The sequence below is a fragment of the Serratia sp. PL7 genome (assembly GCF_945957435.1).
The window spans coordinates 1-10,602 of sequence record NZ_CAMFLB010000024.1 but is presented as its reverse complement, the minus strand read 5'-3'; the positions used below and the strand labels follow the sequence as shown (position 1 = coordinate 10,602).

Annotated in this window: 13 protein-coding genes; 5 read left to right on the top strand and 8 right to left on the bottom strand. The window is 56.2% G+C overall.

Features of this window, described 5'->3' with window-relative positions; genetic code table 11:
* Nucleotides 1-2: 2 nt before the first annotated feature.
* Nucleotides 3-350: a gamma-glutamylcyclotransferase gene (locus N6G83_RS43855; RefSeq protein ID WP_025159589.1), complete on the top strand. Its 348-nt coding sequence runs from the start codon at nucleotides 3-5 to the stop codon at nucleotides 348-350.
* A 53-nt stretch (nucleotides 351-403) separates the two neighbouring features.
* Here N6G83_RS43855 and ppa read toward each other — a convergent pair whose 3' ends face one another.
* Nucleotides 404-934, bottom strand: a complete 531-nt coding sequence (ppa, locus tag N6G83_RS43850; protein WP_004933594.1) for an inorganic diphosphatase — start codon at nucleotides 932-934, stop codon at nucleotides 404-406.
* Nucleotides 935-1,195: 261 nt separating this feature from the next.
* Between ppa and N6G83_RS43845 the strand changes: the two genes are divergently transcribed.
* Nucleotides 1,196-2,749 carry a methyl-accepting chemotaxis protein gene (locus N6G83_RS43845; RefSeq protein ID WP_025305040.1) on the top strand — a complete coding sequence of 518 codons (1,554 nt, stop codon included), beginning with the start codon at nucleotides 1,196-1,198 and terminating at the stop codon, nucleotides 2,747-2,749.
* A gap of 45 nt (nucleotides 2,750-2,794) precedes the next feature.
* On the opposite strand, the gene fbp is transcribed toward N6G83_RS43845, so the two are convergent.
* The gene (gene fbp, locus N6G83_RS43840; RefSeq protein WP_004933587.1) at nucleotides 2,795-3,799 is read right to left on the bottom strand and encodes a class 1 fructose-bisphosphatase; all 1,005 of its coding nucleotides are present in this window, start codon (nucleotides 3,797-3,799) and stop codon (nucleotides 2,795-2,797) included.
* A gap of 169 nt (nucleotides 3,800-3,968) precedes the next feature.
* On the opposite strand from fbp, the gene mpl reads away from it, so the two are divergent.
* Nucleotides 3,969-5,348 (top strand): UDP-N-acetylmuramate:L-alanyl-gamma-D-glutamyl-meso-diaminopimelate ligase, encoded by a 1,380-nt coding sequence (mpl, locus tag N6G83_RS43835; protein ID WP_033651482.1) that lies wholly within the window; start codon nucleotides 3,969-3,971, stop codon nucleotides 5,346-5,348.
* 197 nt (nucleotides 5,349-5,545) lie between these two features.
* Here the strand turns inward: mpl and yhcN (N6G83_RS43830) are convergent, their stop codons facing one another.
* The 3 genes from yhcN (N6G83_RS43830) to argR all read right to left on the bottom strand — a co-directional run bounded on the left by yhcN (N6G83_RS43830) (nucleotide 5,546) and on the right by argR (nucleotide 7,067).
* On the bottom strand, nucleotides 5,546-5,809 hold the full coding sequence (yhcN, locus tag N6G83_RS43830) for a peroxide/acid stress response protein YhcN (protein WP_260516183.1): 264 nt from the start codon (nucleotides 5,807-5,809) through the stop codon (nucleotides 5,546-5,548).
* Between the two features lie 120 nt (nucleotides 5,810-5,929).
* A complete protein-coding gene (yhcN, locus tag N6G83_RS43825; protein WP_025305043.1) occupies nucleotides 5,930-6,193 on the bottom strand; it encodes a peroxide/acid stress response protein YhcN in 264 nt (87 codons plus the stop codon).
* Nucleotides 6,194-6,596: 403 nt separating this feature from the next.
* Nucleotides 6,597-7,067, bottom strand: a complete 471-nt coding sequence (gene argR, locus N6G83_RS43820) for a transcriptional regulator ArgR (RefSeq protein WP_016929335.1) — start codon at nucleotides 7,065-7,067, stop codon at nucleotides 6,597-6,599.
* Nucleotides 7,068-7,531: 464 nt separating this feature from the next.
* Here argR and mdh point away from each other — a divergent pair, with 464 nt between their 5' ends.
* Nucleotides 7,532-8,470 carry a malate dehydrogenase gene (mdh, locus tag N6G83_RS43815; protein WP_004933569.1) on the top strand — a complete coding sequence of 313 codons (939 nt, stop codon included), beginning with the start codon at nucleotides 7,532-7,534 and terminating at the stop codon, nucleotides 8,468-8,470.
* A gap of 67 nt (nucleotides 8,471-8,537) precedes the next feature.
* Here the strand turns inward: mdh and N6G83_RS43810 are convergent, their stop codons facing one another.
* Nucleotides 8,538-8,798 (bottom strand): helix-turn-helix domain-containing protein, encoded by a 261-nt coding sequence (locus tag N6G83_RS43810; RefSeq protein ID WP_004933567.1) that lies wholly within the window; start codon nucleotides 8,796-8,798, stop codon nucleotides 8,538-8,540.
* A 180-nt stretch (nucleotides 8,799-8,978) separates the two neighbouring features.
* On the opposite strand from N6G83_RS43810, the gene N6G83_RS43805 reads away from it, so the two are divergent.
* Nucleotides 8,979-9,335 carry a DNA-binding protein gene (locus N6G83_RS43805; protein WP_025305044.1) on the top strand — a complete coding sequence of 119 codons (357 nt, stop codon included), beginning with the start codon at nucleotides 8,979-8,981 and terminating at the stop codon, nucleotides 9,333-9,335.
* A gap of 50 nt (nucleotides 9,336-9,385) precedes the next feature.
* On the opposite strand, the gene ispB is transcribed toward N6G83_RS43805, so the two are convergent.
* Nucleotides 9,386-10,357 carry an octaprenyl diphosphate synthase gene (ispB, locus tag N6G83_RS43800; RefSeq protein ID WP_025305045.1) on the bottom strand — a complete coding sequence of 324 codons (972 nt, stop codon included), beginning with the start codon at nucleotides 10,355-10,357 and terminating at the stop codon, nucleotides 9,386-9,388.
* A 47-nt stretch (nucleotides 10,358-10,404) separates the two neighbouring features.
* On the bottom strand, nucleotides 10,405-10,602 hold a 198-nt coding region (locus N6G83_RS43795), incomplete at its 5' end, for a hypothetical protein (RefSeq protein WP_260524176.1).

Below are 10,602 nucleotides of genomic sequence, written 5' to 3'. Positions count from 1 at the left end.
CGATGCGAATAATTGTCTACGGCAGTTTACGGCGCAAACAGGGAAACAGCCATTGGATGACCAACGCCCAATGGCTCGGCGAGCACGAGCTCGAAGGCTATCAGATTTATAATCTGGGCCATTACCCGGCGGCGATCCCTGGAGAGGGCACGATACATTGCGAGGTGTATCGTATTAACTCATCGATTCTGGCAGAGCTGGACGAACTGAAAAGCAACACCAAGGACTATAAGCGCGAGCTGATTCAGACGCCTTATGGGAGTGCGTGGATCTACCTGTACAAACACAGCGTGGACGGTTACCCGCGAATTACCAGCGGCGACTGGCTGAAGCGTCTCGAAGAACAGTAAGAAAAAAAACACCGCTCAATGAGCGGTGTTTTTTCATCGGACGGCGGCTGGAATTACTTCTTGGCAGCGCGTTCGAAGGAGGCGATGATTTCCGCTTTAGCCGCGGCAGCGTCTGCCCAGCCTTCCACTTTCACCCATTTGCCTTTTTCCAGATCTTTGTAGTGCTCGAAGAAGTGAGCGATCTGGGCTTTCAGCAGTTCCGGCAGGTCGTTCACGTCTTTCACGTGATCGTACTCTTTGGTCAGCTTGCTGTGTGGTACCGCAACCAGCTTGGCGTCTTCACCGGCTTCGTCGGTCATCTTCAGTACGCCAACCGGACGGCAGCGGATCACGGAGCCCGGCTGCAGCGGGTATGGGGTTGGGACCAGCACGTCAACCGGGTCACCGTCCAGAGACAGGGTGTGGTTGATGTAGCCGTAGTTGCACGGGTAGAACATCGCGGTGGACATGAAACGGTCAACGAACAGCGCGCCGGTTTCTTTGTCGATTTCGTATTTGATTGGATCGGCGTTGGCCGGGATTTCGATTACTACGTAGATGTCTTCCGGCAGGTCTTTGCCAGCAGGGACCAGATTCAAGCTCATGTCGGTTTCCTTTAATCATCAAACCAGAAATGGAGTGGCGGCTATTATAGCGGACTCTTTTGCGATTTCCTGCCCTTTTCATCGTCGAAAACCCAGTGTGCCGGCGCAGGGATAATTTCCAGATTAATCCCGCCGCGGCATGAAGTTTTGCCTTCGCCTGCCGATAACTTCAACAAACAATAATGAGCCAGCAAAGCTGGCTCCGCGTTTTGCCACCCCTACTACGTCTGATCTCACAATTTCTGAAGCCGGGAAGAACTCATGCTAAAAAAGATTACGGTGAAGGCTGGGCTGATCGCCCTGCTGAGCCTGATGACCATGTTGCTGATCATGGTCAGCGTTATTGGCGTCAACGCGATTAACGAAGGATCGCGATCGATCCATACCTTGAACCAGATCCTCGGTGAAGAGCTGGGCTCGCTGGCCAACAGCTCCAACCTGACGCTGCGCGCACGAACCGCCGCTTCGTTGGCGGTGCGCCAACGGGAGATCGGCCAAATCGATGTGTCCGACGCCACCGTGGGCCGCATCTACGGTTACCTCGATCAGTCAAACAAGGAAATGGCGCGCTTTGTCGGCGTCGGCACCGTGACCGATCGCGGCCGCGAACTCTCCAATCGTCTGCAAAACAGCTATCGCGCCTACCTCGAGCAGGGCGTGAAGCCGATGGCTGCCGCCATCAAGGCCGGCAAAATCGATGAGTATTACCATATTCAGGAGACCCGCATCTCTGCGCTGAGCATCGCGTTTGAAAAGGATCTCAGCGATTTCCGCAGCTTTGCCATGAAGCTCGGCGAAAAGCAGGTGTATGACGCGGAAAACAACGCCAGCACCAAGATCTCGTTGATCGTGGTGGCGGGCCTGCTCAGCGTGCTGCTGGCGGTGCTGGCCTGGTTCGCGCTGCGCGTGATCATTTTGCGCCCGTTGGACGAGTCCATCGCGCAGTTGGAACACATCGCCGGCGGCGATCTGACCCATGAGATCCGCGGTGAGGGTGATACCGAGATGGGCCGCCTGGTGCGGGCGATGCAGCGTATGCAGCAGGCGTTGGCCAGTTCGGTCAGCAAAGTGCGCGATGCCAGCAGCCAGATCGACACCGGTTCACGCGAACTGGCGGCCGGTAACCTGCATCTGGCGCAGCGTACCGAAGAGTCGGCCGCTTCGCTGGAAGAGACCGCCGCCAGCATGGAACAGCTGACTTCGACGGTGAAAATGAACGCCGAGAACTGCGAGCAGGCCAACCAACTGGCGCTGAGCGTGTCCGATATCGCCAACCAGGGCAGCGACGTGGTCAGCCAGGTGATGAGCAAGATGCAGGCGATCACCGACAGTTCGCGCCGCATCGCCGACATCATCAGCGTGATGGACGGCATCGCCTTCCAGACCAATATCCTGGCGCTGAATGCGGCGGTGGAAGCGGCGCGCGCCGGTGAGCAAGGCCGCGGTTTCGCGGTGGTGGCCGGTGAAGTGCGCAGTCTGGCGCAGCGTAGCGCCCAGTCGGCGAAAGAGATTAAAGGGCTGATTGAAGCGTCGCAGAACCGGGTGCAGGAAGGCGAACAGATGGTGGAGTCGGCCGCGCAGACCATGAGCGGCATCACCGGTGAAGTGGGCCGGGTGACGGCGTTGATGCGTGAGATCTCGGCGGCGACGCGCGAACAAAGCAGCGGTATCGAACAGGTAAACCTGGCGGTGGCGCAGATGGATCAGGTGGCGCAGCAGAATGCGGCGCTGGTGGAAGAGTCGGCGGCGGCAACGCGCTCGCTGGAAGATCAGGCTCAGCTGCTGGCGCAGAGCATGGCGGCGTTCAAGCTGTAAGGCGATAAGGGTTCGGCGCGGTGCCGAACCCTTGCCAGAAACGCGTTACTCGTCCGGGTTTTCGGCGATGAAGCGTTCTGCGTCTTCTACCATCGACTTGGTGCCGACGAAGAATGGCGCGCGCTGGTGCAGTTTCACCGGCGTGATGTCCAGAATGCGGTTTTTGCCGTCGCTGGCTTTACCGCCGGCCTGTTCGGCCAGGAACGCCATCGGGTTGCATTCGTACAGCAGGCGCAGCTTGCCTTGCGGATGGCTGGCGGTGCTTGGGTAGATGTAGATGCCGCCTTTCAGCAGGTTGCGGTGGAAGTCCGCCACCAGAGAACCGATGTAGCGCGAGGTGTAAGGGCGCTGCGTCGCTTCATCCTGCTCTTGGCAGTACTTGATGTATTTCTTCACGCCGAGAGGGAACTTGATGTAGTTGCCTTCGTTGATGGAATACATGTTGCCGCTCGCCGGGAAGCGTACTTTCTCGTGGGAGAGGCAGAACACGCCCAGAGACGGGTCGTAAGTAAAGGCGTGGACACCGTAACCAGTGGTGTACACCAGCATGGTGGACGAACCGTAAACCACGTAACCCGCTGCGACCTGGGCGCTGCCCGGCTGCAGGAAGTCTTCTTCGGTCACCGGTGTGCCGACCGGCGTGATGCGACGGTAGATAGAGAAAATCGTACCGACCGAGACGTTGACATCGATGTTGGACGAACCGTCCAACGGATCCATCAATACGACATACTTGGCATTTTCAGCTCGCTCGCCGTCGAATATCACGATTTCATCTTCTTCTTCGGAAGCGATACCCGCAACTTCACCACGCGCTTTCAACGCCGCTTTCAGTTTTTCGTTCGCGTACAGGTCCAGTTTCATCTGAACTTCGCCCTGTACGTTGGACACCCCGCTGGTCCCCAGAATATCAACCAGGCCAGCCTTGTTGATGTCGCGGTGGATGATTTTGGCGCCCAGTTTAATGGCAGAAAGTAACGCGGTCAGCTCGCCGGTGGCGTGCGAGAAGTCGTGCTGTTTCTCGACGATAAATTCGCCTAACGTTTTCATGACACAATCCCTGAATCTACGGATGGATAGCGGCCTGTTAACAAACCGCCAACGTTTTCGCGAGCAGTGTAGCCCAAAGATGCGCGCCATTCATAGGCAAATCCATTTCTTCTGGACGATTCTGAGCGTTAGAATATGCCGACATTCGATGCACTCACATGAGAAACCTATGCGCATTCACATTCTTGGGATCTGTGGCACCTTTATGGGCGGGCTGGCGATGCTGGCGCGTTCACTGGGGCATGACGTCACCGGTTCGGACGCCAACGTCTATCCGCCGATGAGCACGCTGCTGGAGAACCAGGGGATCGATCTTATTCAGGGTTATGATCCAGCCCAGTTGGATCCGGCGCCGGATCTGGTGATCATCGGCAACGCCATGACGCGCGGCAACCCGTGCGTGGAGGCGGTGCTGGAGCGTGGTATCCCTTACGTTTCCGGCCCGCAGTGGCTGCACGACGCCGTGTTGCGCGATCGCTGGGTACTGGCGGTCGCCGGCACCCACGGCAAAACCACCACCGCCGGCATGGCGACCTGGATCCTCGAAGCCTGCGGCTACCAGCCGGGCTTCGTCATCGGCGGCGTGCCGGGCAACTTCGACGTCTCGGCTCGCCTCGGCGGCAGCCCGTTCTTCGTGATCGAGGCCGACGAGTATGACTGCGCGTTCTTCGACAAGCGCTCCAAGTTCGTGCACTACAGCCCGCGCACGCTGATCATGAACAACCTGGAGTTCGACCACGCCGATATCTTCGACGATCTGAAAGCCATTCAGAAACAATTCCACCACCTGGTGCGCCTGGTGCCGGGCAAAGGCAAGATCATCCTGCCGGACAACGACAGCCACCTGAAGCAGGTGATGGCGATGGGCTGCTGGAGCGAACAGGAGCTGGTGGGCGAAGAGGGCACCTGGCGCGCGCAGAAGCTGACGCCGGACGCCAGTCATTACGCGGTGTTCCTCGACGGCGAGCAGGTCGGCGAAGTGAACTGGGCGCTGGTGGGCGAGCACAACATGCATAACGGCCTGATGGCCATCGCGGCGACCCGTCACGTCGGCGTGCAGCCGGCGGACGCCTGCCGCGCCTTGGGCGACTTCATCAACGCCCGTCGCCGCCTGGAGCTGCGGGGCGAAGCCAACGGCGTCACGGTCTACGACGATTTCGCGCACCACCCGACGGCGATCCTGGCCACTCTGGCCGCGCTGCGCGGCAAGGTAGGCGGCACGGCGCGCATTCTGGCGGTGCTGGAGCCGCGATCCAACACCATGAAAATGGGCATCAGCAAAAACGATCTGGCGCCTTCGCTCGGCCGTGCCGATGAAGTGTTCCTGTTCCAGCCGCATCACATTCCGTGGCAGGTTGCGGAAGTGGCGGATGCCTGCGTGCAGCCGGCGCACTGGAGCGCGGATCTCGACACGCTGGTGGAGATGGTGGTGAAAACCGCACAGCCGGGCGACCACATTCTGGTGATGAGCAACGGCGGTTTCGGCGGCATTCACGATCGCCTGTTGGACGCGTTGGCGAAAAAGCAGGAACCGAAGGTGACCTACTGATTGTTCAGCCGCATAAGCCAACCTAAGGGCCGCATTCGCGGCCTTTTTTACGCTCATAAAAAAGCCCTCGCGAGCGAGGGCAACGGGGTTCGTCGGATAGGACGACGAGAGGGTCTCTGGGAAATCGGCGTTTGCGTCAGAACTCGGCAGTGGCAGTGACGAGGGTAATCAGCTCTGCAAAGCCGTTCCCAGAGTTGTTATTTGTAAATCTCGGCGGTGGCGTGGTAGTTGCCTTCGTTACGCGCTTCGATCACGCGGTAGGCGGTCGCGCCTTTAGCGTCGGCTTTCTCCGACAGCGCCTGGCGAATGTCGGTCGGTGCGCCGTCGATACCGCTGACGGTAATGGTGCCGATAGATTGCAGATTGGCGGTCTGATCGTTAGTCACCAACTGGGCGGCAGATGCGCCGAAGGAGTTGACGGACAGCAGACCGAGTGCAGCAAGAGTAGTTTTCATGTTCATGATAGCGATCCTTGGTCATAACAGCCTGGAAGGGCTTGGCAGCGATTTTTATTCTTGAAGGCCGTTATGACAGCGTTTTATTCCAGAGAGGTATTGCCCGTTGCCGGGTAATGTCGTTACTTATTTGTAGATTTCAGCGGTCGCGTGGAAGTTGCCGTCGTTGCGCGCTTCGATCACGCGGTAAGCGGTCGCCCCTTTGGCGTCAGCTTTGTCAGACAGTGCCTGGCGGATGTCGGAAGGTGCAGCGGCGACGCCACTCACGGTGATCACACCGGCGGGTTGCAGTTGTGCGGCCTGGGTTGCATCAACAGATTGTGCTGCGAATGCACCAAATGAAAGCATGGACAGAACGCTCAGGGTTGCAACGGTAGCTTTAATTTTCATTATCTCACCTCATCGTATTCTTTTATCAGTTCCAACGAACTGTGATTCAGTTCACGAAAATGAGTATACAGCTAGTAACGCGAAAAATTAATAGTTCGCTAACAGTTGCTAGTGAAACTTTAACCTTATGATCCTTATTTTTTATAACTGTAAGGAATAAAAAACGCTCATAAAACGATCTTTTGATGTTAAATTTATGTAATTTCAATAAGGTAAGTGCTTTTAACCAAAAGTGCGGAAGATCACAGTGGGTACTGCTGGTTACATGGCGATGTCATGGAAATGTGTTGTTGCGGGATAAAAAAGCAGTGTTAAACGCGGTTAAAGGCCGGGGAGGTAATGCGAGGGTTAAAGAAGTGCTAACAAAATGCGGAAGGTAGCCGCACTTTGTTAGCGCCAGGTTTCACAGCTCTTGCTCAAACACGCCCAGGATCGCTTCATGCAGCTTCTGAGCGGTAAAGCCGCTGGACGGGGTGACGAAAATGGTATCGTCGCCGGCAATCGTGCCGAGGATGCCCTGGGATTTACCCAGTGAGTCGAGCAGGCGGGCGATCAGCTGCGCGGCGCCCGGGCTGGTATGGATCACCACGACGGCGTCGTTATGGTCGACGTCCAGCACCAGATTCTTCAACGGGCTGGTGGTGGTCGGCACGCCGAGTTCGGCAGGAAGGCAATACACCATTTCCATTTTGGCATTGCGCGTACGTACCGCGCCGAACTTGGTCAGCATGCGCGATACTTTGGATTGGTTAATGTTTTCGAAGCCTTCTTCTTGCAGCGCCAAAACGATCTCGCCTTGAGAACTGAATTTTTCTTCTTTCAATAACGCTTTGAACGTCTTGATCAGATCTTCCTGTTTTGCGGGATTACGCATTTTGCACCGTGGAATGTTGATAGTGGAAGTCATGATTATGCATATAGATGAATTTTTATGCAACAAAGGCCGCCCCAAAGAAAATAAAAAAGACCGGGCGGCGAGGAAAGGGCGGCATTTTAACAAAATCCGGCCGCGATGAATATGCCCTTTTGACGACGGAAAATCGGCCTACGGTGGTAAATAAAATGTTATTAAAATGATGTTGTTCTGATGTTGCGTAAGGGTGTAATGTAACGGCCGGTTAACTTGCTCGTGAATAACCTCGCACTATTTTTGATTAGTGTGCGCTATGCCCTTCATGCGCAAGCGATTTAATCTAAAATGGGCGCGACAGCGGCCGTTTTATTACACCTGCAGGCAAGAATTGGCTAATTTATTGTTTTAAAAGGTGTAATGACTCAAGGTCCGTAACCAACACATTCACGGCGCTTTATATATTTAAGATAATAAAGGAGTATAGGATGAAAGTTGCAGTTCTCGGTGCTGCTGGCGGTATCGGCCAGGCCCTCGCCCTTCTACTCAAAACCCAGCTTCCTTCAGGTTCTGAACTCTCTCTCTACGACATTGCCCCCGTTACCCCAGGCGTTGCCGTCGACTTAAGCCACATCCCAACCGCAGTTAAAATTAAAGGCTTCAGCGGCGAAGACGCGACCCCGGCTCTGCACGGTGCGGACGTGGTGCTGATTTCCGCCGGCGTGGCCCGTAAGCCAGGCATGGATCGCTCTGATCTGTTCAACGTTAACGCCGGCATCGTGCGTAACCTGATTGAGCAAGTGGCGAAAACCTGCCCGAAAGCCTGCATCGGCATCATCACCAACCCGGTTAACACCACGGTCGCCATCGCGGCGGAAGTGCTGAAAAAAGCCGGCGTTTACGACAAGAACAAACTGTTCGGCGTGACTTCGCTGGATATCATCCGTTCCAACACCTTCGTGGCCGAGCTGAAAGGCAAGCAGCCGGAAGAGCTGAACGTGCCGGTTATCGGCGGCCACTCTGGCGTGACCATTCTGCCTCTGCTGTCGCAGATCCCTGGTGTGAGCTTCACCGATCAGGAAGTGGCGGATCTGACCAAACGCATTCAGAACGCCGGTACCGAAGTGGTAGAAGCCAAAGCCGGCGGCGGGTCTGCAACGCTGTCCATGGGCCAGGCGGCCGCACGTTTCGGTCTGTCTCTGGTGCGTGCGCTGCAGGGCGAAAAAGGCGTTGTGGAATGCGCTTACGTTGAAGGCGACGGCAAATACGCTCGCTTCTTCGCGCAGCCGCTGGTGCTGGGCAAGAACGGCGTTGAAGAGCGTAAAGATATCGGCACCCTGAGCGCCTTCGAGCAGAAAGCGCTGAACGAGATGCTGGACGTGCTGCACAAAGATATCGAACTGGGCGAGAAGTTCATCAATAACTGATCGATACCGAGAGTCAGCCGATAAACGCCGCCGGACGCTGTTCCGGCGGTTTTTTTTTGTTCCGCGTTCACGACTTGATGCGTGCTTTGCGATCCAGCAGGCAATCGCTGTGCGGATCGTAATAACGGCTTGGCCAGATCTCCGATGGGTGAATGCCTATCGCTTCGGCGATCAGCCATTCCCCCTTCGGCCACGGGCGCGACAGCGCATTGGCCAGCGTCGATGAGCTCAATCCGGCCTTGCGCGATACCGCCGCCAGCGTGGTGCCCTGCTTGCGTAGCGCCGCGATGATATCTGCCGGGTGCCAATCTGGGTTCCTTGAATTCATGTTTACATTCCTTTTCTGATTAGCCAAAGTTGCGTTAGTGGTATAACTAACGAGTCAAAGTTAAGCGTTTGAACAACGTGAAACGTTTATTCGGAAACCAGAATACCATTAAATTTCCTAAAAAATACCCAGGTAATTTCCAAAAATGACGTTGCCCACTATTGCCCAGAGATGATGGCCATGAAAAACGAGTGGTTTGCCGCCAAGGAACTGACAGGCATCGCAGGATTACCCTCCTCACCACAGGGAATCAATTTGATGGCCCGGCGCGAAGGCTGGATCAGCCGCAGGCGTAAAGGCGTGCAGGGAAAAGCGTTGGAATACCATATCGATAGCCTGCCTTCAGGTGTGCGTAACCTGCTGGTGCTGAAGGAAGACGGGGCGGCCTATGACGTAGAACGCCAGGATCCGTTGGCGGTCTGGATCGAGTATTACTACCATTTGACGGAGAGCGAGCGCGAGAAAATGGTGGCTTTCCTGATGCGGGAAGGGATTGGCGGCCTGCTGGCGCGTATCGACGAAGAGAGCAATACCTAAGCAGGCCCGCGTACGCGGGCCTGATGAGTGTATTGCGAAATCACGATTTCTTAAAAATCGCGTTGCACCGCTAAATGGGCCAGGCCTTCCAGCGCCGTGCGGTGCTCCGATGCCGGCAACACCTGCAGCGCGGCGATCGCCTTGTCGGCCTCTTCCTCGGCGCGTTGGCGGGTGTATTCCAGCGAACCGCATTGCTGCATCGCCTGCAGTACCGGCTCCAACAAATGACGGCCGTTGCCTTGCTCAATTGCGCCACGGATCATGTCACGCTGGGCGTCGTCGCCGTTGTGCATCGCGTGCAGCAGCGGCAGGGTCGGCTTCCCTTCGTTCAGATCGTCGCCGGTGTTTTTGCCCAGGGTGCTGCCGTCGGCGCTGTAGTCGAGCAGATCGTCGATCAGCTGGAAAGCGGTGCCGAGGTAGCGGCCATAATCTTGCAGCGCCTTCTCTTGTTCGGCGCTGGCGCCGGACAGGATCGCCGACGATTGCGCCGCCGCCTCAAACAGACGGGCGGTTTTGCTGTAGATCACCCGCATATAGCTTTCTTCGCTGATGTCGGGATCGTGCACATTCATCAACTGCAGCACTTCGCCTTCGGCGATGACGTTGACCGCCTCCGACATCAGCGCCAGCACGCGCAGGGATTCCAGGCTGGTCATCATCTGGAAGGCGCGGGTATAGATAAAGTCGCCGACCAGCACGCTGGCGGCGTTGCCGAACGCCGCGTTGGCGGTGGCTTTGCCGCGGCGCATGTCCGATTCGTCGACGACGTCGTCATGCAGCAGCGTGGCGGTATGAATGAATTCGATCAGGGCGGCGACGGTGACGTGCTTGTTGCCTTCATAGCCCAACGCCCGCGCCGCCAGGACGGCGATCATCGGCCGGATGCGCTTACCGCCACCGCTGATAATGTAATAGCCAAGCTGATTGATGAGCGTGACATCGGAATTCAGCTGTTCGAGAATTGTTGCGTTCACGGCCGCCATATCTTGCGCGGTTAACTCGGTAATTTGCTCTAGGTTCATTGTGTTTTTTTCAGCTGTGTTTCTCTTCACCGCGTTGAGATCGCTGCTCACATCGGTACATGGCGGTAACTGTCCCTATGATTGTACTTGAAAAACGGTTCAGATAAACGCCACGAAAGAAACTGCGCTTTTTTTCTTCTTTTTTCTTGTTCTGGTCTTATTCTGCTCTTGTCATACGCTGCTTTTTTGCGTAGAATTCGCGCCCTATTGTGAATATTTATAGCGCGCTCTGAACTAACACAGTC

Coding starts and splice junctions, on each gene's coding strand:
- N6G83_RS43855 (WP_025159589.1), top strand. CDS start 3: ATGCGAATAATTGTCTACGGCAGTTTACGGCGCAAACAGGGAAACAGC.
- ppa (WP_004933594.1), bottom strand. CDS start 934: ATGAGCTTGAATCTGGTCCCTGCTGGCAAAGACCTGCCGGAAGACATC.
- N6G83_RS43845 (WP_025305040.1), top strand. CDS start 1,196: ATGCTAAAAAAGATTACGGTGAAGGCTGGGCTGATCGCCCTGCTGAGC.
- fbp (WP_004933587.1), bottom strand. CDS start 3,799: ATGAAAACGTTAGGCGAATTTATCGTCGAGAAACAGCACGACTTCTCG.
- mpl (WP_033651482.1), top strand. CDS start 3,969: ATGCGCATTCACATTCTTGGGATCTGTGGCACCTTTATGGGCGGGCTG.
- yhcN (WP_260516183.1), bottom strand. CDS start 5,809: ATGAACATGAAAACTACTCTTGCTGCACTCGGTCTGCTGTCCGTCAAC.
- yhcN (WP_025305043.1), bottom strand. CDS start 6,193: ATGAAAATTAAAGCTACCGTTGCAACCCTGAGCGTTCTGTCCATGCTT.
- argR (WP_016929335.1), bottom strand. CDS start 7,067: ATGCGTAATCCCGCAAAACAGGAAGATCTGATCAAGACGTTCAAAGCG.
- mdh (WP_004933569.1), top strand. CDS start 7,532: ATGAAAGTTGCAGTTCTCGGTGCTGCTGGCGGTATCGGCCAGGCCCTC.
- N6G83_RS43810 (WP_004933567.1), bottom strand. CDS start 8,798: ATGAATTCAAGGAACCCAGATTGGCACCCGGCAGATATCATCGCGGCG.
- N6G83_RS43805 (WP_025305044.1), top strand. CDS start 8,979: ATGAAAAACGAGTGGTTTGCCGCCAAGGAACTGACAGGCATCGCAGGA.
- ispB (WP_025305045.1), bottom strand. CDS start 10,357: ATGAACCTAGAGCAAATTACCGAGTTAACCGCGCAAGATATGGCGGCC.